This is a genomic window from Sulfurospirillum barnesii SES-3, from assembly GCF_000265295.1.
In the GTDB taxonomy this organism is placed as follows: Bacteria; Campylobacterota; Campylobacteria; order Campylobacterales; family Sulfurospirillaceae; genus Sulfurospirillum; species Sulfurospirillum barnesii.
The window spans coordinates 2,052,130-2,070,923 of record NC_018002.1 but is presented as its reverse complement, the minus strand read 5'-3'; the positions used below and the strand labels follow the sequence as shown (position 1 = coordinate 2,070,923).

20 protein-coding genes and 1 pseudogene are annotated in these 18,794 nt (G+C 39.0%); 11 read left to right on the top strand and 10 right to left on the bottom strand.

Translation table 11 applies throughout. The features are described 5' to 3' along the window. The first annotated feature begins 10 nt into the window (after nucleotides 1-10). Genes SULBA_RS10400 through SULBA_RS10375 form a run of 6 tightly spaced genes read left to right on the top strand, consistent with a single transcriptional unit; the run spans nucleotide 11 to nucleotide 6,003 of the window. Nucleotides 11-805 carry a CheR family methyltransferase gene (locus tag SULBA_RS10400; protein WP_245391408.1) on the top strand — a complete coding sequence of 265 codons (795 nt, stop codon included), beginning with the start codon at nucleotides 11-13 and terminating at the stop codon, nucleotides 803-805. A 1-nt stretch (nucleotide 806) separates the two neighbouring features. Beyond that, complete coding sequence (locus SULBA_RS10395) at nucleotides 807-1,712, top strand: sensor histidine kinase (RefSeq protein ID WP_014770247.1); 906 nt, start codon at nucleotides 807-809, stop codon at nucleotides 1,710-1,712. Then, entirely contained in the window at nucleotides 1,712-2,182 is a 471-nt protein-coding gene (locus tag SULBA_RS10390; protein WP_014770246.1) for a chemotaxis protein CheD, read from the top strand. Before SULBA_RS10395 ends, SULBA_RS10390 begins: the two co-directional genes overlap by 1 nt. Beyond that, complete coding sequence (locus tag SULBA_RS10385) at nucleotides 2,175-3,200, top strand: protein-glutamate methylesterase/protein-glutamine glutaminase (protein WP_014770245.1); 1,026 nt, start codon at nucleotides 2,175-2,177, stop codon at nucleotides 3,198-3,200. Before SULBA_RS10390 ends, SULBA_RS10385 begins: the two co-directional genes overlap by 8 nt. A 3-nt stretch (nucleotides 3,201-3,203) precedes the next feature. Further along, nucleotides 3,204-4,724 (top strand): PAS domain-containing sensor histidine kinase, encoded by a 1,521-nt coding sequence (locus SULBA_RS10380; protein ID WP_014770244.1) that lies wholly within the window; start codon nucleotides 3,204-3,206, stop codon nucleotides 4,722-4,724. Then, on the top strand, nucleotides 4,717-6,003 hold the full coding sequence (locus SULBA_RS10375; RefSeq protein ID WP_014770243.1) for a response regulator: 1,287 nt from the start codon (nucleotides 4,717-4,719) through the stop codon (nucleotides 6,001-6,003). The genes SULBA_RS10380 and SULBA_RS10375 overlap by 8 nt, the downstream gene beginning before the upstream one ends. Nucleotides 6,004-6,037: 34 nt before the next feature. Here the strand turns inward: SULBA_RS10375 and SULBA_RS10370 are convergent, their stop codons facing one another. From SULBA_RS10370 to dnaG, 6 genes and pseudogenes are all read right to left on the bottom strand, one after another. Continuing rightward, a complete protein-coding gene (locus SULBA_RS10370) occupies nucleotides 6,038-7,045 on the bottom strand; it encodes a diguanylate cyclase domain-containing protein (RefSeq protein ID WP_014770242.1) in 1,008 nt (335 codons plus the stop codon). A 2-nt stretch (nucleotides 7,046-7,047) separates the two neighbouring features. Next, complete coding sequence (locus tag SULBA_RS10365) at nucleotides 7,048-7,650, bottom strand: chemotaxis protein CheC (RefSeq protein ID WP_014770241.1); 603 nt, start codon at nucleotides 7,648-7,650, stop codon at nucleotides 7,048-7,050. Continuing rightward, entirely contained in the window at nucleotides 7,651-7,818 is a 168-nt protein-coding gene (locus SULBA_RS13190; protein ID WP_245391407.1) for a response regulator, read from the bottom strand. Nucleotides 7,819-7,849: 31 nt separating this feature from the next. Then, nucleotides 7,850-7,960, bottom strand: a pseudogene (locus SULBA_RS13300) (response regulator); the annotation flags it as partial. Between the two features lie 138 nt (nucleotides 7,961-8,098). Beyond that, nucleotides 8,099-9,082 (bottom strand): argininosuccinate synthase domain-containing protein, encoded by a 984-nt coding sequence (locus SULBA_RS10355; protein WP_014770239.1) that lies wholly within the window; start codon nucleotides 9,080-9,082, stop codon nucleotides 8,099-8,101. After that, nucleotides 9,060-10,718 (bottom strand): DNA primase, encoded by a 1,659-nt coding sequence (gene dnaG, locus SULBA_RS10350; RefSeq protein WP_014770238.1) that lies wholly within the window; start codon nucleotides 10,716-10,718, stop codon nucleotides 9,060-9,062. The genes SULBA_RS10355 and dnaG overlap by 23 nt, the downstream gene beginning before the upstream one ends. A gap of 62 nt (nucleotides 10,719-10,780) precedes the next feature. On the opposite strand from dnaG, the gene SULBA_RS10345 reads away from it, so the two are divergent. Genes SULBA_RS10345 through aroC form a run of 4 tightly spaced genes read left to right on the top strand, consistent with a single transcriptional unit; the run spans nucleotide 10,781 to nucleotide 13,986 of the window. Next, nucleotides 10,781-11,824 (top strand): tetratricopeptide repeat protein, encoded by a 1,044-nt coding sequence (locus SULBA_RS10345; protein WP_014770237.1) that lies wholly within the window; start codon nucleotides 10,781-10,783, stop codon nucleotides 11,822-11,824. Further along, complete coding sequence (rnhA, locus tag SULBA_RS10340; protein ID WP_014770236.1) at nucleotides 11,799-12,227, top strand: ribonuclease HI; 429 nt, start codon at nucleotides 11,799-11,801, stop codon at nucleotides 12,225-12,227. The genes SULBA_RS10345 and rnhA overlap by 26 nt, the downstream gene beginning before the upstream one ends. A gap of 2 nt (nucleotides 12,228-12,229) precedes the next feature. Further along, nucleotides 12,230-12,913 carry a ribonuclease III gene (gene rnc / locus SULBA_RS10335; protein WP_014770235.1) on the top strand — a complete coding sequence of 228 codons (684 nt, stop codon included), beginning with the start codon at nucleotides 12,230-12,232 and terminating at the stop codon, nucleotides 12,911-12,913. Next, nucleotides 12,910-13,986, top strand: coding sequence for a chorismate synthase (aroC, locus tag SULBA_RS10330; protein ID WP_014770234.1), 1,077 nt, complete (start codon nucleotides 12,910-12,912; stop codon nucleotides 13,984-13,986). The genes rnc and aroC overlap by 4 nt, the downstream gene beginning before the upstream one ends. A gap of 30 nt (nucleotides 13,987-14,016) precedes the next feature. On the opposite strand, the gene feoB is transcribed toward aroC, so the two are convergent. From feoB to SULBA_RS10310, 4 genes are all read right to left on the bottom strand, one after another. Then, nucleotides 14,017-16,182, bottom strand: coding sequence for a ferrous iron transport protein B (gene feoB / locus SULBA_RS10325; RefSeq protein WP_014770233.1), 2,166 nt, complete (start codon nucleotides 16,180-16,182; stop codon nucleotides 14,017-14,019). Further along, the gene (locus tag SULBA_RS10320) at nucleotides 16,179-16,406 is read right to left on the bottom strand and encodes a FeoA family protein (protein ID WP_014770232.1); all 228 of its coding nucleotides are present in this window, start codon (nucleotides 16,404-16,406) and stop codon (nucleotides 16,179-16,181) included. Before SULBA_RS10320 ends, feoB begins: the two co-directional genes overlap by 4 nt. A gap of 104 nt (nucleotides 16,407-16,510) precedes the next feature. Beyond that, nucleotides 16,511-17,059, bottom strand: a complete 549-nt coding sequence (locus tag SULBA_RS10315; protein ID WP_014770231.1) for a ribonuclease HII — start codon at nucleotides 17,057-17,059, stop codon at nucleotides 16,511-16,513. 164 nt (nucleotides 17,060-17,223) lie between these two features. Then, entirely contained in the window at nucleotides 17,224-18,300 is a 1,077-nt protein-coding gene (locus SULBA_RS10310; RefSeq protein ID WP_014770230.1) for an AAA family ATPase, read from the bottom strand. 175 nt (nucleotides 18,301-18,475) lie between these two features. On the opposite strand from SULBA_RS10310, the gene rpsJ reads away from it, so the two are divergent. After that, entirely contained in the window at nucleotides 18,476-18,787 is a 312-nt protein-coding gene (gene rpsJ, locus SULBA_RS10305; protein ID WP_012857732.1) for a 30S ribosomal protein S10, read from the top strand. Nucleotides 18,788-18,794: the final 7 nt, after the last annotated feature.

Sequence of the window (18,794 nt, the reverse complement as noted above, 5' to 3'; positions counted from 1 at the left end):
TAAGGAGTTTATGCTTTTACAAGCGTTTATTTATGAGCATATTGGGATTTCTTTGGGCGATCACAAAATTTACCTTGTGCAAGCTCGCTTGGCTAAGAGGGTCAAACACTTAGGTTTAGAGAGCTTTGGTGCGTATTATGATTTTTTAGTTGCCGATAAACAAGGTGGTGAGCTTGAGTATCTCTCCTCGTTGATTTCAACCAATGTCACCTCTTTTTTTCGAGAGGAAAAACAGTGGGAGTTTTTAAAGGCACACTTACCATCACTTTTAGCAAAGCGTGGGGGGAAGCTACGTATTTGGTCGGCTGCATGTTCCTCAGGAGAAGAGCCGTATAGTTTAGCAATGTTTTTTAAAGAGCACGCACCCCGTGATAAAACATATGATATAAAAATTTTAGCCACGGATGTCTCCGCTAAAGTGCTTAAAATGGCAATGAAGGGTTTTTATTTACCTAAGGTATGCAGTACGGTACCTTCAAACTACTTGCATACGTATTTTTCCTGTGTGGAGCATGAGGGTCAAAGGGGCTATGCGGTGAATGAGAATCTAAAGAAAATGGTTCTTTTTCGTGAGTTTAATTTGGTAACAGGAAATTATGCGCTTTTTGAACAGACCTCATTTGATATTATTTTTTGCCGTAATGTCATGATTTATTTTGATAAGCCTACCCAAAACAGTTTGGTGGAGAAGTTTTATGCGTTACTCAATAAAGAGGGGTATTTATTTATAGGGAGTTCAGAAGCCTTAACCGATATGAAAAAAGGTTTTCAATCTAGAAGTGCTTCAATTTATCAGAAGGTGTAACATGAATGATAAAAATAGCTTAGACACGCTTAGTGATGCAATGTTGCTTGAAGAGGTTAAAAGACGGTTTGATCAAAAAAATCAGACCTTAGAAGAGATGGTCTTTTTAACCAAAAAACTGTATGACCTCAATGAAAAACTCAAAGAGCATGATTCCATCAAGGGAGAGTTTCTCTCGCTCATTAAAAATGTTTTTAACAATCCGCTTAGTTCTTTACTGAACCTCTCTTCAATGATGCAAAAAAATCAGGATTCCCCAAAAACACAAACGCTCAAAGAACTTATGGATACTGAATTACGTAAACTTGATTTTCAACTCAACAATATTTTTACCGCTGCTGAAATTGAAGCAGGAGAGATAGCCAATTACTGGAGTGAGGTCAATCTTGAACAATTGCTTGCTGAAGTGTGTGAGGGATTTTCAGCGTTGGTGGTTGATAAAGCACTTTCTTGGGATATTTCGTGTCAAGAGGGAATGAAGGTGGTCAGTGATGCTAAAAAATTGCATACCATTTTAGCCAATTTGCTCTCCAACGCATGCGAATACTCTTTTCGAGGCAATACAATTCGTATTCGCATTGAGACACAAGATGAGTTTTTTACAATAGCTATTTCTAATAGAGGCGATGTGATAGAAAAAGGGTTTAAACAAGAACTTTTTAGTCGCTTTAAAAAACTAAGTAAACGCACAAAAGCCCGTGAGGGAGTGGATGGTTTGGGCTTGGGGTTGAGTATTGTCAAAGCACTTGTAGAATCATTGGATGGAGAAGTGGATTATTGTTCAAGCAAAGAGGTCACGACTTTTACCCTCAAACTTGCTTTACAAGATAAATCAAAAGCAGAAGCTTTGATGAGTGAGAGTGCCAATGAATTTATGTTTGATGATGCGGTTATGAAAGAGTTTTGATGCTTCCTCGTAAATTTATTCATGTGGGTGAGATTTTTGTGGGGATTAAGCCAACAGAAATTGTGACCGTATTGGGTTCATGTGTCAGTGTCTGCTTATACGATAAAGCGCAGATGATTGGTGGGATGAACCATTATTTATTACCCCTATGGAATGGCAATGGACTGGAGAGTCCAAAATTTGGAAATGTTGCGATTCCAAAATTGATTGAAAACATGGAAAATATTGGTTGTTTACGGTGTAATATGGAAGCCAAAATTTTTGGAGGCGCTAATATTCATCGAGCCAATAGTGAGGGGCAAATGATAGGACAAAAAAATATTTTAATTGCCAAAGAGATTTTAAGGCAGTGGCATATTCCCATTCGAGCAGAAGATACGGGTGGAAACAACGGCAGACGCATTATGATGATTAGCGATGCCAATCGTATTATGCTCAAATACGTTCAAAATGAGATGATGAATGATTAAGGTCTTAATTGTGGATGACAGTGCCACTGCACGGCATGTTTTACACGATATTTTAAGCTCAGATGCTCGTATTGAAGTGGTAGGATTGGCTGCAGATGCGTACATCGCACGGGATATGATTGTGGCTCTTTCGCCTGATGTGATTTGTTTAGACATTGAAATGCCTCGTATGGATGGCTTAACTTTTTTACAAAAATTGATGTTGCATTATCCCACTCCTGTGGTGATTGTCTCATCGTTAAGCAGTAGCAGTGCAAGAGTGACACTGGATGCGTTTGAAGCAGGGGCAGTGGATTTTGTTCAAAAACCTCATGCTTATTTATTTGATGGAAAAAATGAGATTCAAGAGGAGTTAATTCAAAAAGTACTGAATGCTTCGCATGCAAAGGTTCAACGAAAGGCTTTACCTTCTAAGGAGCATGGAGGGATTCGCCTGAGCACAACCACGCAAAAAGTAATTGCCATTGGCTCAAGTACAGGAGGTACGGAGGCGTTAAAGGTTGTATTGCGTGCGATGCCCTCCAATGCTCCAGCTATTTTAGTGGTACAACACATGCCTCAGGCATTTATTCCTGCGTTTGCAAAGCGTTTGGATGAGCTGTGTGCTATTGATGTGAAAGTAGCACGCCATGGAGACGCTTTACAACAAGGTGTGGCATACATCGCACAAGGTAATAAACATATGGTGCTTCGCCGTTTTGCTGCACGCTATAGTATTGAAATAGGCGTAGGAAAGCGGGTGAGTGGGCATTGTCCTAGTGTGGATGTATTGTTTAATTCTGTCTCTAAGGCTGCGGGTGAAAATGCATTGGGTGTTATTTTAACAGGTATGGGCAGTGATGGGGCACGAGGCATTTACAATATGCATCAAGCAGGGGCGAAAACCATTGCTCAGTCCGAAGAGAGTTGTGTGGTCTTTGGCATGCCAAAAGAGGCAATTAGGCTGGGAGGAATTGATGAAATTGTTCCACTTGAAGGGATTGCACATACGGTGATTAATATGTTAAATCAGGAGTAGATTATGGAGCACTGTCTTCATTCAGCATGCCATGTGTATGTCCTTATTATTGGAGAAATGGCTTATGATACAACATTTGTCGCAGAAGCCAAAAAGGTATGTGATGGTTTACATGTAAATATTTTACCGCATCAAATTCCGCTCATCATCAAAGAAGAAAAAATTAATCTTATTTTCGGCTCACTCTCTGCTTCAAACGAGGCTTCGTATGTTCCTGTATTGGAAGAAGTGAAGGCGAACTATCCACTGATTAAAATGATTTTATTTTTACAAAGTGAGCGTTTAATGTTTTTGGATGAAATATTATCGCTTCGGTGTGAGAGGTATTTGAGTATGAAAAAAGAGCGTGAAAATGCCCTTTTTCATCTTAACGAGAGTGTGAAAAAATTTACCGATGATGTTTTCTTGGCAGAGCGCCATTATTTTCAAACCCTCCTTGATTTTTCCATTGTTTCGCAAACCGATGTTGATGGAAATATTACCTACGTCAATGATAACTTTATCAAGGTTTGTGGGTATACAGAAGATGAGCTTTTAGGTAAAAATCATCGCATTGTAAGGCATCCAAATACCCCAATATATGTTTTTGAACAGATGTGGCAAACCATAACGCAAGGTAAAGTTTGGCGAGGTCAAATTGTCAATCGCAATAAAAATGGGAGTGATTTTTGGGCTGAGACGATGATTATTCCTTTTAAAGAGAAACAAAGCCAAAAGATTTTGCAATACCTTTCCATTCGTCACGACATCACCCCTTTTTTAGAAAAAGAGAAACTCTCCAATGAAATTAAGCGAAAAGCTTTAGAGCAAGAACATCTTTCTGATGCGAAGGATGCTTTTTTAATTCTTTTTACCCATGAACTTAAAACACCGCTGAATGCTATTTTAAATTTCGCACAGTATTTGTATAAGCATATGCCAAATATTGATGATGTACCCAAAGAAAAACGCCTTTACCTTTTGGAACAAATTTACAAAAGTGCGTCGTCTATGTTGGAAAATGTGACGAATATTTTGGATTTAGGAAAATTACGTCATGATAAATTGCACTATACCATGACACTCTTTAGTGTCAAAGAGGCCATTTTAGATGTGATTGAAAAACACGGTGCACTATCTTTAGAGTACAAACGGCGGATGCTGTTTAAAGACGATGGAAATGAGCCATTTATCACCAGCGATGAGTACCGTTTTAAACAAATTCTCTCCAATGTTCTCTCCAACGCCATTAAGTATGGAACATTTACGGTAGAAGTCTTTTTATTGGTGAGAAGCGATGTAATAGAGGTGGTGATACAAGATGATGGAAAAGGGATAAAAGATAAGGAAGAGGTGTTTGAACTTTACAATAAAAGCTCATCTGCACAGAGTAGTCGTGAAAAAAAAGGAACAGGCATTGGGCTACATTTTGTCAAACTTTTGTGCGAGGGGCTTAATTTTGAGTATCAGCTCGAAGATTCTACCACGCTAGGTGGTACTAAATTTACACTACGAAAACGGTTAAAGGAGCAACGAAATGATTAAAGTATTAATTGTTGATGACAACGATAACAATAGGCTCACGCTGAATCTTCTTTTAGAAGAGGTTGAGGGAGTAGAAATCCATGAAGCTGAAGATGGACAAATTGCCGTTGAAATGTGTGTAAAACAAAATTTTGATTTAATTTTTATGGACATTATGATGCCCAATTTGGATGGTTTTGAAGCAACCAAATTTATTAAACAAATTCATAAAAAAAGTATGATTATTGCCATTAGTGCTTTAGATGATGAGGCATCAAAACGTCAAATGCTCTCTTTGGGCGCAGAAGATTATCTTACAAAGCCTTTGTATGCAGAGCACTTCTTACAGCGTATTAAACAGTATTTACGCATTATTGCGCTTCGCAATGCCCCTATGCAAAAATATCCCAAAGCGCTGAATCCTTTTAACTCCCATGTGTATCATCGTATGATGACCTTTCACATTGATGATGAAACAGCTTTGGTAGAATTTTGGGATTATTGGCTTAATGGTGAAAAAAATGTGATTGATTTGAGCGATTGTGTGCGTTTGATTTATGGGTTTGCATTGTGGCTTTTAAAGCACTCGTATGAATGCAGTATTGTTGTTGAGGAGAACGAAGAAAAGCTCTATATGATGCTTTTACATGTAAAGCCTTTGCACAGCAATATTATTAAAAATATTTTACTCAAACACTTCTCAAATGCAAAATATATTCTCTGCAATGAGATGTTGGCATTTCAGCTTGACAAGCCTATCAAACAAGATAATGGTTCTGTTGAGATAAGTGAAGAAACCAAACAAATCCTCTCGAAAACACACGACAATATGATGAGTGCACAAGAGTATATCAATACAACCGCCATTTCGTTTATGTCAAAAATTGATGGATTGGAAGTTTTAAATGATGAGACCGATAAAGCCATTTTAGATTTTGAAAAAGTACCCGATAAAGCGCATTTAGCCATTGTGTATGAGAATTTTCAAGAGTATGCAGATGTGTTAGCAGAACTTATGGAGTTTGAGCATTTAGGTTTTGCCATTCAAACCTTGATTAATTTTTTAAGCACACTGACCGTAGAGCAGATGGACAGCGAAAAATCAAAGCGATTGAGTGCGATGTTATTAAATCTTTTACACGATTTAGCATCGTGGAGAGAAAATGTATTTATCACGCAAGTTGCTCGGGATATTCACTATTTAGACTCATCATTACTCTCGTCATGCATCCAAATTGAGGCGATTTTTGAGGAGAAAAGTTTAGATCCAAATCACGATGATGAGATAGAGTTTTTCTAAAAAGTACAGAGCATAAACACAAAGATAAGCGTGTTTATGCTTGAATTCGAAAGGTATCTCTTCCCTCAGCCTTTGCAAGGTAGAGTGCAAGGTCTGCATTTTTAATCAGGGCATTAAAATCCGTTCCGTGTTTAGGGAAGAGACTCACACCAATACTTGCGGTTACATGTAAATCATGATGGCGTATTTTGATGGGTTGCGCAATGGTCTCCACCAGTTTTGACGCAATACTTTTCAAGGTTTCTTCATTCTCAATGCTATCAATCAAGATAATAAATTCGTCCCCTCCAAAACGGGTGACGGTGTCTGTTTTTCGAGTACATAAGAGAAGTGTTTTGGCAACATGAATTAAAATCATATCCCCCACATCGTGTCCTAAAGAGTCATTAATTTCTTTAAAATTATCCAAATCTAAAAATAAAACGCCAAATTTTTTACCACTTTCAAGATTGCTCTCAATAAGACGTTGCAGTTTTTGATTGAGCACGCTTCGATTGGCAAGTGAGGTCAGGTGGTCACAATGGGCTTGTTGGTAAATAATATCTTTTTGCTTAATCAATTTATTTTTAGCAGTTTCAAGTTTTTTAATGGTTGCATTAGCCACTTTCACCGCTTTTGCCAACGCCTCACTCTCTTTTTGCGAACGCAATTTTTCTTCCATAAGAGAGGTTTGGTCGTAAATAAGAAGGGTGACTTTTTTGGCTTCTTTATCGTAAGGTAAAATCGTAATATCTTGTTGCATAAATTCAAAAACGGATTTTGTGGTGACAGAATTTTTCATCGCCAAAAGATATTCGTACGAATCGGTGGTAAAAAAAGAGGGGCTTCCTAGGGTAAGCGCTGTTTTAATATGACGATGAAGGGATTTAAGGCGGTTTTCATCCAAATCAAAAAAATGAGTCAGGTTTTTCCCCAAGGCATCCTCAGGTTCAAAATTAGCATGCACTCCAACCCATTTGTTAGCAAAATGAATGGTTAAGTTGGCATCAATAATTAAAATTCCTACATTCAATGAATGAATAATTGTTTCACAACGTATCATGGCTACAACGTATCAATGGTGTGTTTGAGATGTTCTAACATCTGATTGTTAAGTAAAATAAACATATGCCCTAAAATATTCTCTTTTTCGATGTCCAAAGCGGTTTTAATGACAATCACATTATCGTAGCCTTCGATTTTATCGTATTCTTGCATACGATTTACATCACGCTTTTCAATAGAGGGCACTTTAAAAATGGTTTCTCCATGAATAATCTCGCAAAATTTACCAATACACGCAGAGGTGATAATGTTGGTCAGTTCTAAAATAGAGGCTTTCATGTCACTCTCATCTACCCGTGCTTGTTGCAGCAATAAAGAGGAAAAAGCTTCCGCAGAGTGGGCATTAAAGACAAACAAAACCTCACCGTTAAACGAGCCCAAAAAGCGTTGTTTCGTGAGATAAAATTCATGGGTTTTATCTAAAAGCTCTATGATTTTATCATCTAGGTTTAAAATATCAATGCTCGAAATTTCAGGAATATGCAATTTCGCATGGTTGTCAAGCATATCGCCAATCAAAGAAGCAGAGAGCCCAAAAGAGACATTGATCAGCTCTTTTAAAATATCTTCTTGCTGTGGGTTGAAGTAGTGTTGTTGTGTCATTTAAAATACCAACTGTAATAAGGTTGAACGAAAGGCTTCTTCATCAACAGGTTTTGAAAGAATCGCAGAAGCACCTAGTCTTAAGACTTTCTCTTTGGTACTTTTTTGACGATCCGCTGAAATCATAACAACCAAAGCATTGGGATTTGAGTGCTTTAATGCGCTCAAGTGCTTCAATTCCATCCACAACAGGCATTGTAATGTCTAAAAAAACAAGATCAGGTCGGTGTGTCTCGTATAAATGCAATGCCTCTTCGCCATCACAGGCTTCAATAATGGTGGTACTTTGGGCTATTTTTTTTGGGATCATCTCGATAAGCCATTTACGTGATATGGTTGAGTCATCAACAACTAAAAAAATCATTTTATCCAAGGCAGGCATCTCATAATCCTCATTTTTAAGTTCACGAAGCGAAGTTTAGATAATACAAAAATTATCTTTAAATATTTATATAAGGTATTTTTTAGTTTCTTCTTTACTGTTAAAAGGGGAAGATTCTACCACATGAGTGTTAATGGAAAGTTTATACGTCTTATTGGGGAGTGCTTTTGTAAATGTAAGCACAATTTGACAGGCTAAACGTGTGTCATTAGGTGTTGCATGAGAGGATAAAAGTGAGCTTGGTGCACTCATTTCTTCGTTTACATGTAAAAGATAAAATTTAGCGTTTTGCACTGCTTCAATAGAATTATTTTCTGCTTCATTGCGACCTACTACGAGTTTTGCACCCTCTGGTAAACGAAAATGACGCCCGTTTTTAAGCACTTCAATATCCTCTTTTGCAAAGCTATCGTGGGCGATAAAATCACGCAAACGGGTTGTAAAAAAAACATCAGTGAGCAAACATCCTCCAGCAGGAGTGGGATAATCTTCCCAACCGAGTTCTTTCGCCAGTGCAAGTTGCGCATGACGACCCCTTCCATTAATGCCTAAAAGTTTTTCTCTTTTAACCCAGCCCTGGCGTTCTGGGTAGGTTTCTTGCATTACCAAAGCGGATAGTGGACGAAGAATAAGCTCTTCTTCAACATCATTGGCAAGCTTTTTAACCAACTGCAGGGCATCTTTGTTTTGACTCATAGGACGTTGTCCCACCACTTCACCTGTGGCAATAAAAGAGGCGCCATAGTGAGGCAGAAGCGATTTTGCAACGCTAAACATAAATCCATGGCAATCAATGCAAGGATTAAACTGTTTTCCATAGCCATACTTTGGCGTGAAGAGAATTTTTTGAAGGTATTCATCCCTCACATCAATGACGTGAAGTCTTGCACCTGCAAGTTCTGCTCTTCTTTGAAGCGCTTCAGAATGGTCATCTTTGACACCAAAACCAATGTTTACATGTAAGGCAATGACTTCAATGCCTTGTTGTGTGAGCAGCTTGATAGCTAGCATGCTATCAAGTCCGCCACTAAAGAGTACTAATGCTTTCATAGGGGACGAGTTCACCTTGTTTTAATTTCATCATTTTTTCTTGAATCTTACGAATCAAAAACTGTTTTTTTTCATAGCTAAGTTCACGAGCAGATTTTATCTCTTGAAATTTTTCGCTGTAGTAATGGTATAAAAAGGAGATCATAGAGGCAATGAGCTCTTTTTCATCGTATATTTTTATATCTTCCCAGAGTAAGATGCGTCTGAGTTTGGGGTGTTCGAAGTGATTTTCCAACAAAAGCGTAAACTCTTCTTGATGGGTTTTAAACATAGAACTATCAATGGTGTCTAAAACAGTCTCAATAAGCGTAGGCTCACTCAAAATGGTTTTAATGATGGTGAGCTCTAGCATATCTTCAAACACCCGCTCCTTTTTCTCTAGGCGTTTGGGTTTATGGGTTTGAATTTTGATGAGATTATGGTGTAAGCCTAATTTTTCAGAAAGTAAACCTGTGTAGCTCTCCTGCACAGCTTGTGGCAATGTTTTGAGGTAGCTCATCGCCTCTTCAAGAGCGTGTTGTTTTAAAAGAGGGTCTTTAAGATTGTACTTCTTAATCATACGTTCTAGCGCAAATTCAATAAACGGTTGAGGCTTTCGAAAAAGGTGATTGAGTGCATCAAACAGCCCTTTTTGTACCATGTCCGCAGGATCCATCCCTCCTGCAAAGAGTACCACGCCCCCTCTTAGTGCATGTTGGCTAAGAAGTATGGAAGCTTTAAGGGCGGCATTAATGCCTGCTTCATCGCCATCGTAAGCAACAATCACCTCAGGATCACCTCGGGTAATGAGAGGAAGGTGCTCATGGGTAAGGGCAGTTCCTAGGGTTGCAACGGCTTCTTTAAAGCCTGCTTGATGGAGCATAATTACATCCAAATATCCCTCAGTAATAATAATTTTCTTTTGTTTGAAAATGCTCTCTTTGGCAAGATGATAGCCATAGAGCAGTTGGGATTTGTTAAAGTGTTTGGTTTGTGGGGAGTTGACATATTTTGCAGGGTGGTTGCTAAGGGTTCGACCACCAAACCCTACCAACCGTCCAGTAGGAGTATAAATAGGAAAGGTCACACGTTCGATAAAACGTGCATAGGGTTGATTGTTTTCGCCTATGCCTGCCACACCATACTCCATAGACTCACTCATGGTATAAGCGTGTTTGCTTAGAAAATCAAGGGTAGCAAAGGAGGAGGGGGCATACCCAATCTCAAATTTTTCAATGGACGATTCGGCAATCCCTCGTTGATTTAAATAACTCTTAGCGGTTAAATGCCTATCAAGTTGTTGTGTGTAAAAGAGATTAAGATTTTCCATCAGTTTTCTCTCCTCTTTTTTTGCACCATTGTTGGAGGTATAGGAGAGGGAAAAATTGACCATGTTTGCTAGTTTTTCAATGCTCTCAGGGTAGGAGAGTTTTTCATACTCCATCACAAACTTGATGCTATCGCCACCTGCACCGCAGGCAAAACAGTGGTAAATTTGTTTGGAGGGGCTGATAACCAAACTAGGACTTGTATCATTGTGAAAAGGGCAAACACACTTGTAGTTTGCGCCGTTTTTTTTCAACTCCAAATAGGAGCCAATCACTTCGACAATATCAAGACGTTGTTTGAGGTTTTCTATGGATGTTTTATCTATCATAGGGGAAATTATAGCAAGTTTGGTATAATAAAGCTCTTTGATGTTCTTGTGAAAGGTTTGAGGTGGATAATTTTTTTATAGAGTACCGTGACCCTCTTTTTGGCGTTATTATCTTGTTTGCATTGGTGTTTGTTATCTCTTTTTCGAATTACTGGTGGGGCGTTTTTAAAAGCAAAGAGGATAAGCAAAGTATTGATAAGTTTGTAAAAAAATTTGAAATTGTCACCGATGAAAATGAGTATAAAAAACTCTTAGAAGATGCTTCTATTCCCCTAGAATCGCTCGCTTTACTTGCGCATGCGTATGTCAAGGGTGGGGATTATGAAAAAGCGATTAATATTTATTTGGTAGCGCTGAAGCGGGTAAAGGGTCGGGATGAACGGCAGTATTTGCTTTCAGCCTTGGGAAAGACCTATTTTAAAGCAGGTTTTTTGCACCGCAGTTCAGAGATATATTTAGAATCGTTACGGCTACACCCTCGCAATGAGGAGTCTTTAAAATATTTAAGTGTGGTGTACGAACAGCTTCAAGAGTATGCCAAAGCGCAAGAAGTTTTAGAATCGCTTGAGGAGTTGGGGGCAAAAGTACGTCTTCAACGGGTCTACTTAAAAAGCCTTGCCATTTTAAAAGAGGGAAATTTAAGTGATACACAAAAAATTGTTCAGCTTTTAGAACTCTCCACGGAAGAGCCTTTTTTAAGACGAAAAGCTTTTGAATTTATGCAAGAAATAGGTCTAAAAATTGAACCTTCTTTTTTTGAAACATTACCGTTTGAAGAGATGATAGATGCCCTTTGGTATATGGATGCAAAGGCGTACGATATGCTTACATGTAAAGATACTTTGGTACGCAAAATTGCCATGGCAAAAGGCTTTATCCCGTATGAAGAAGAGGGCGATGCTCCCTTTGCGGTGGATGTTTTAGGAAAATTGCGCAGTACGGGTTATATCAAAGCTACCTTAGGATTTGAGTATGTTTGTTCTGAGTGCAAGCAGGTTTTTCCAATTCACTTTTACCGATGTCCGCATTGTCAAAGCATTCATACCGCAAAAATTCAAACCCTTCTCTCTTTAGCCAGTCATGAAGAAAATATCTCTTTTCTCTGATGGCTCCTCCTTGGGAAATCCAGGAGCGGGTGGGTATTGTGCGATTTTACGTTTTGGGGATGTGGAAAAAATCGTCAGTGGTGGCATGGCAGATGCCACCAACAATCAAATGGAACTTTTAGCGGTGATTAAAGGCTTAGAGGCGCTTAGGGAACCTTGCGAAGTAACGATTATTAGTGATTCGAGTTATGTGGTTAAGGGCATTAATGAGTGGCTAGGTGGTTGGGTGAAAAAAGGGTTTGCGAAGGTGAAAAATCCTGAGTTATGGCAAGCGTACTTGCAAGCTTCTAAAGGGCATAAGGTGAAGGGTGTGTGGGTAAGAGGGCATGATGGGCATACAGAGAATGAGATGTGTGACAAAATTGCCAAAGAAGAAGCAATGAAAATAAAAGAGAAGGGGTAAAAATGCAGCAAAAATTAGAGGCGTTACAGAAGCGTTTGGGTTATCAGTTTAAAAACCAAAACCTGATAATCGAGGCACTTACGCACAAGAGTTCCAAACAGCCTTATAACAATGAGCGTTTGGAGTTTTTGGGCGATGCGGTGTTGGATTTGATTGTGGGTGAGTATTTGTACCATGAATTTACTGAAGTGGCGGAGGGAGAGCTTTCGAAGCTTCGAGCCTCATTGGTCAATGAAAAAAGTTTTGAAAAATTGGCTCGTTTGCTTCATTTGGGAGAGTCGATTTATATCTCTTTGGCGGAGGAAAATAACAATGGGCGTGAAAAACCCTCCTTGCTTTCCAATGCGTTTGAGGCGATTATGGGAGCACTTTATTTGGAAGCGGGTTTAGAGACAACCAGAGCCTTAGCGATTTCTCTTTTGGAAGAGGCGTACCCAAAGATAGATATGGATGCGATTTTTAGAGACCATAAAACCACGCTTCAAGAGCTGACACAAGCACACTTTGGTGTAACACCAGAGTATCGTTTGGTGCGCTCTTTTGGCCCTGATCATAAAAAAGAGTTTGAAATTGCGGTGTGTGTGCGAGGGAATGATTTAGCGCTTGCGAGTGGAAAAAGCAAAAAAGAGGCACAACAAAAAGCGGCTTTGCTAGCATTAGAAATTTTGAAAAAAGAGTTTCAATGAACAATACATTTGGAAGAGCGTTTAGTTTTACAACCTTTGGTGAGTCGCATGGACGGGCACTTGGCTGTGTGGTCGATGGTGTGCCTGCTGGATTAGTGATGGATGAAGCGTTTATTCAAGGTGAGTTAGACAGGCGAAAACCAGGGCAGAATAAATTTGCCACGGCACGAAAAGAGGGAGATAAGGTTGAGATTTTAAGCGGAGTCTTCGAAGGGGTAAGTACGGGTACGCCCATTGCGATGGTGATTTTCAATGAGAATCAAAAAAGCGGTGATTATGAAAATGTCAAAAACCTTTTTCGCCCAGGGCATGCCGATTTTACCTATTTTCACAAATATGGCATTCGAGATTACCGAGGTGGGGGACGCTCAAGTGCGCGAGAAACGGCAGCACGTGTAGCGGCTGGAGCGATTGCAAAACTGCTTTTAAATACTTTACATGTAAAAGTTCAAAGTGGCATTTGCGCCATTGGTGGCATTGAAGCGCAACAGTATGATTTTGAGCGTGTGGCAGAGAGCGAGATTTATGCGTTGGATGGCAGTGTCGAAGAGGCTCAAAAGGCAAAAATTTTAGAGGCAAAAAATGCGCATGACTCTGTTGGAGGTGTGGCATTGGTGCAGATTGTGGGTGCTCCTATTGGGCTTGGTGAACCCCTTTATTATAAACTGGATGCTCTTTTAGCCGACGCCATGATGGGCATTAATGGGGTGAAAGGGGTTGAAATTGGTGAGGGATTTCAGGCTTCAAGGCTTATGGGTTCTCAAAACAATGATGCTATGAGCAAGAAGGGCTTTGCAAGCAACCACAGTGGGGGAATTTTAGGCGGTATGAGCAATGGCGATACCATTACATGTAAAGTCTATTTCAAACCTACCCCGTCCATTTTTCTCTCTCAAGAAACGATAGATACGCAAGGAACTGAACTCATATGTAATCTCAAAGGAAGGCATGATCCGTGTATTGCAGTTCGTGGAAGTGTGGTGGCGGAGTCCATGGCAGCTTTAGTCATTGCTGATTTATTGCTACTAAATTTGGGCGCTTCTATGGAGCATTTAAAAAAGATTTACATGTAAAAGAGATGGGCTACTTTCGTAGCCACATCCTTATGCAAGAAGGGTAAGTAGTTGATAGGTTATAAAGGCTAAAACCCACGCTGTTGCGAAAGTAAACAGCACGAGGTACGCTGTGTATTTATAACTTTGTGCCTCTTTGGCAAAGACAACCGTTGCAGCAAGGCACGGCAGGTAAATCATAACAAACACAATAAATGCCATAGCAGAGGCAAAGCTCATATTGGAGGCGATAATTTCTCGTAAAGAGCTATCTTCCTCTGTGACTTCATCGCCCAGTGAATATAAAACACCTAGCGTTGAGACAATCACTTCTTTGGCGGCTAAACCACTCAGCGTTGCAACACTCATCTTCCAATCAAAACCTAAAGGTGCAAACAAAGGCTCAATGGTTTTGCCCATCATTCCTAGGTACGTATTCTCCATCAATTTTTCATTTTTTTCATTTTCAAGCGCTGCAATTGCCTCTTCTTGTGGCACTAATGCTTCGGTTGCATTTTGCTCTAACGACGGCTCAACAGCTTCTGGTTCAGTGGCTTGAAGGGCTTCAATTTTAGCGCTATAACTCTCTTCAATGAGTGAATTTTGTGGATACGAGCTAATAAACCAAATCAGCATGGAGGCAATAAGAATATACGTTCCTGCTTTTTTAAGGTACATAATTGATTTTGAGTAGACCACAAACCATAAAAGTTTGAGGCTTGGAAGACGGTATTTTGGCATCTCCATAACAAAAGGCTCATCCTCGCCTTTAAAGGCAGTGACACGAAGCACTTTAGCGGCAAGAAGTCCTAAAAGCGCACCTGAGATATAAATACCAAAAAGAACATTGCCCGCCATCTCTTCTTCAAAAAATGCACCTGCAAAGAGAACATACACAGGCAAGCGTGCACCACAACTCATAAATCCAATGATAAACATGGTAAGGAGTCTGTCTTTTTTGTTTTTAAGGGTTCGTGCAGCCATATACGCAGGTACAGAACAGCCAAAACCTGTGACTAAAGGAATAAAACTTTTACCATGAAGTCCAAATTTGTGGAAAAAGCCATCAAGCAAAAACGCCGCACGTGCCATGTATCCTGTGGTCTCCAAAAGCGCAATGCCTAAGAAAAGTATCATAATATTTGGTAAGAACATCACCACGCTTCCCACACCTGCGATGATACCATCGACAATGAGTGATTGCAAGGCTTCATTTTCAATGGTCGCTCCTAGCGTATCGCCTAACCATCCAAAGCCATCTTCAATCCATCCCATAGGAATTTCACCCAAACTAAAGGTGAGTTGAAAAAGTCCCCACATCAAAAAGATAAAAATAGGAAGTCCGAAAAGTTTATGAATTAAAAGCGCATCAATAGCTTGTGTTAGGTTTTTACTTTTGGGTGTTTTTAGGCTGAGTACTTCTGCGCATAAGCCTGTTGCAAAGGCACTGTGTTGATTGTGGATAACCTCTTCAATGTCATCGCACTGGCAATACATGTAAACATGCCCTAGGGCATTGTTTAAAAGAGGTTGAAGCTCAATGTAGAGCGGTTGTTCATGCATTAAAGCATAAATCTCTTTTTTTTGCCACAAAAGCCCAATCGCAATGTGACGATTGGTCATAGAATCGTGTTGAAAGCGTTTTTCATCTAATAATTGAACGATGGTTTGAAGTACTTCTTCGACATCATCACTGTAAACCAATTTAGGTTCAACAAAGGGCGCTTTGAGTGTTTGCATCATTGTATCTACTAAAACAGAGACATTTGCTTTGGTTTTGGAAGAAACTTTAATACAGGGAACATTTAAAATGGTGCTCATCATCTCTGCATTAATATGAATCCCATCTTTAATCGCCTCATCGTCCATATTAAGGGCAATGACCATCTTTTTTTGAAGTTCAAGCAACTGGGTTGTAAGCAAAAGGTTTCTATCCAGATTGGTTGAATCAACCACATTTAAAATAAGGTCGTATTCACCTTTTAATAAAAAATCTTTGGTGACTTTTTCATCGGCTGAAAAATCTTCTAAAGAGTAAAGACCTGGAAGATCAATAAATTCAATAGCAAACTCTTCTTTACTAAAATGTGCGGTTGCTTTTTCAACCGTGACACCTGCGAAATTTCCAATTTTGAGGTTTGAGCCACTGATGGCATTGGCAAGATGGCTTTTACCAACATTGGGTTGACCCACAAGGGCAATAACAACTTTTTTCACGACAAGGCCTCCACTTCAATCAGTTTTGCTTCTTCCAAACGAAGGGCAACAGAACTAAATCCAAGTGCTAATTTAATGGTGTTTTTTTGCAAGCTTGTCTCTACAACTTCCACGGTTTTTCCAACACTTAATCCCAAAGAAAGCAGACGCTTTTTAAGAACATTTTGTGCATGAATTGCTTTAATGAGTACTTTTTGGTGCGTACTAACGTGCGATAAATCCATCCCTAAACTCCTTTTGATAGAATATTATACTTTTGATAATTAATATTAGAATAATAGGGGAAGTTGCCTTTAGGTATGCTTTTTTTGATTGTAATTATCATGTATTAAAAGAGCGTGGGTTGTGAAAGTGATTTAATTTTAAAACTTTTACGATGAATGTCACAATACCCAAAGGTTTGAATTTTCTTTACATGTAAGGCACTGCCGTAGCCTTTGTGCTTTTCAAATTCATAGTGCGGATAGAGATGTGCTATTTCACACATATAACGATCTCGGCTTACTTTGGCTAAGATGCTCGCCGCACTGACTTCTGCTACTTTTGCATCGGCTTTGACCATGGTTGAAATGCCCAAAACTCCAAAGGTGCAATTGCCATCCATTAAAATCTCATGCTCACTAAAATGCTCTTTAATGGTTTCAATGGCGTATTTTAAACACGCACTTAACCCTTTGCTATCAACCATTGCATGGTCACAAAAGACGATTTTAAACTCCGCTGCATTTTGTAAGCGCTCAAATAACACCTCACGTTGTTTTTCGCTCAGCTGTTTTGAGTCTGCTAAGCCCTCAACGGGTTCTTTTAACACAGCACCTGCTACCACCAAAGGACCTGCTAAACAACCTCGTCCTGCTTCATCAATGCCACATAACATTTTATTTTCCTTTTTACATGTAAAGATATTAGACTTCTTGCAAAACTCATTTTGCGAGAAGGAAAAGCACCAAGGGTGCGTGGGCTTTCTGCCGAAGAAAACCCAGTGTTAACGTAGTCTTTAAAGCTTTGCTTTAAAGGCGTGCTAAGAGTTCTGCAAGAACTCTATGCGAGTTGCAATGCCCATTCCCAAAAAGGGAAAATGGAAAAACTAAGCCCCTCGATGTCTTTTGCACTTTCACTGCTTAAGGTCACCACTTCAACCCTCTTTACATGTAAAGACCAAAAGGTAGGTAAAAGTTTTTGCAAGCGCATCTCAATCGCTTCTGTGGTGGCAAAACCCACGCATAAAATCGCCAAGGATTCTTCAGGGAGATAAAAATCAATCCCCTCTTCATAAAAGACCTTTTTGTCACGTTTGATAAGCTCTAAAAAAACCATATTTTCAAAACGCCTTAAAAAATCTTTTTTAAAACTCAAGGCATCTTTAAATGTAAAATCGAGTAAAAAAACTTTTTTATTGGCATTGGGTTGGTTAAATTTTTCCACAAAAAAAAGCAGTTTTTCATCTAGCAATTCAGACGTAATGGCATAGAGCTTGTCCTTAGAAATTTTTGCAAAACTTTTTAAATAATTATAGATTTGAAAGAGCGAAATTTTACTTCCTTGCAGTTCACAAAAACGTTTATAAATCAAAAAACGGGTAGGGTCTTTGAGGATGAAAAAGAGCATCTCTTGTATGGTTTTTGCATCAAGATTTTCACCTCGCTGAACGTGTTGAGGAAAGGTTCCATAGTTGGTATACAGATTGAAAAGGTGTTCGATATTGGAGTGCTTTTTGTCAAAGGCTAAAAACTCTTCGAAATCTAAAGGATAAAGCATGTAATGCTCAAAGCCCTCAAGGGTTTTACATGTAAAAGGTGTGCTAAGAATAATGTTTGGGACAGACGGTACTTTAAAGGAAAAATCAAAACCTTCAATGACCAAAAGTTGAAGCCTAGTTTGGCGCACAAAACTTTCTAAATGTTCGATAATTTCGCTTTTATCAATACGTTCATCGTGTAAATCAATATACAAATACTCTTTCGTATCGTAGCTGTTTAAATAGTCAAATATAAGATGTGTTTTCCCACTTTTTCGAGGGCCATGCAAAATAATTTTAGCGTGTTCAAAGTTAATTTTACGATCAATAAAAAAATTATTTTTATACGACATCTCATATAAAAGTTGCAGTGTTTTCATTAGTTGTTTTCCTTTGAGCAGTATTTTATTTACTTCCTTATTAAAAGGAAATAAAATAAGAAATAAACGTATAAAAAGCCCTATATTTCTTGACTTTTACTATCTATTGTTGTAAAATCACAGTCCTTTAATTAGGTCATCTTCCAAGGTGGCAAGTTCTTTACAGGGGTTCTAAATGGAAAAAATTAGACTTAAACTCAAGGCGTATGACCATAGAGTTTTAGACAGATCTGTTGCAGCTATTGTTGAAGCTGTTAAACGAACTGGAGCCGAGATTGTCGGACCAATTCCAATGCCTACAAAAATCAAGCGCTATACAGTGCTTCGATCACCGCACGTAAACAAAACTTCAAGAGAGCAATTTGAGATGAGAATCCATGCACGTATGATTGACATCGTGTCTGCGACGACGGATACAGTTGATTCACTTATGAAACTTGACCTCGCTCCTGAAGTCAATGTTGAAGTTAGAGCAATGGGTAAATAAGGGGTAA

What these genes read in the sequence shown, in the direction of transcription:
- SULBA_RS10355 (WP_014770239.1), bottom strand. Translation starts at nt 9,082, where the DNA reads ATGAAAGCATTAGTACTCTTTAGTGGCGGACTTGATAGCATGCTAGCT.
- SULBA_RS10390 (WP_014770246.1), top strand. Translation starts at nt 1,712, where the DNA reads ATGCTTCCTCGTAAATTTATTCATGTGGGTGAGATTTTTGTGGGGATT.
- rnc (WP_014770235.1), top strand. Translation starts at nt 12,230, where the DNA reads ATGCAGCAAAAATTAGAGGCGTTACAGAAGCGTTTGGGTTATCAGTTT.
- SULBA_RS10375 (WP_014770243.1), top strand. Translation starts at nt 4,717, where the DNA reads ATGATTAAAGTATTAATTGTTGATGACAACGATAACAATAGGCTCACG.
- SULBA_RS10365 (WP_014770241.1), bottom strand. Translation starts at nt 7,650, where the DNA reads ATGACACAACAACACTACTTCAACCCACAGCAAGAAGATATTTTAAAA.
- SULBA_RS10370 (WP_014770242.1), bottom strand. Translation starts at nt 7,045, where the DNA reads ATGATACGTTGTGAAACAATTATTCATTCATTGAATGTAGGAATTTTA.
- aroC (WP_014770234.1), top strand. Translation starts at nt 12,910, where the DNA reads ATGAACAATACATTTGGAAGAGCGTTTAGTTTTACAACCTTTGGTGAG.
- SULBA_RS10385 (WP_014770245.1), top strand. Translation starts at nt 2,175, where the DNA reads ATGATTAAGGTCTTAATTGTGGATGACAGTGCCACTGCACGGCATGTT.
- SULBA_RS10310 (WP_014770230.1), bottom strand. Translation starts at nt 18,300, where the DNA reads ATGAAAACACTGCAACTTTTATATGAGATGTCGTATAAAAATAATTTT.
- SULBA_RS10320 (WP_014770232.1), bottom strand. Translation starts at nt 16,406, where the DNA reads ATGGATTTATCGCACGTTAGTACGCACCAAAAAGTACTCATTAAAGCA.
- SULBA_RS10395 (WP_014770247.1), top strand. Translation starts at nt 807, where the DNA reads ATGAATGATAAAAATAGCTTAGACACGCTTAGTGATGCAATGTTGCTT.
- SULBA_RS10315 (WP_014770231.1), bottom strand. Translation starts at nt 17,059, where the DNA reads ATGTTATGTGGCATTGATGAAGCAGGACGAGGTTGTTTAGCAGGTCCT.
- SULBA_RS10380 (WP_014770244.1), top strand. Translation starts at nt 3,204, where the DNA reads ATGGAGCACTGTCTTCATTCAGCATGCCATGTGTATGTCCTTATTATT.
- rnhA (WP_014770236.1), top strand. Translation starts at nt 11,799, where the DNA reads ATGAAGAAAATATCTCTTTTCTCTGATGGCTCCTCCTTGGGAAATCCA.
- rpsJ (WP_012857732.1), top strand. Translation starts at nt 18,476, where the DNA reads ATGGAAAAAATTAGACTTAAACTCAAGGCGTATGACCATAGAGTTTTA.
- SULBA_RS10400 (WP_245391408.1), top strand. Translation starts at nt 11, where the DNA reads ATGCTTTTACAAGCGTTTATTTATGAGCATATTGGGATTTCTTTGGGC.
- dnaG (WP_014770238.1), bottom strand. Translation starts at nt 10,718, where the DNA reads ATGATAGATAAAACATCCATAGAAAACCTCAAACAACGTCTTGATATT.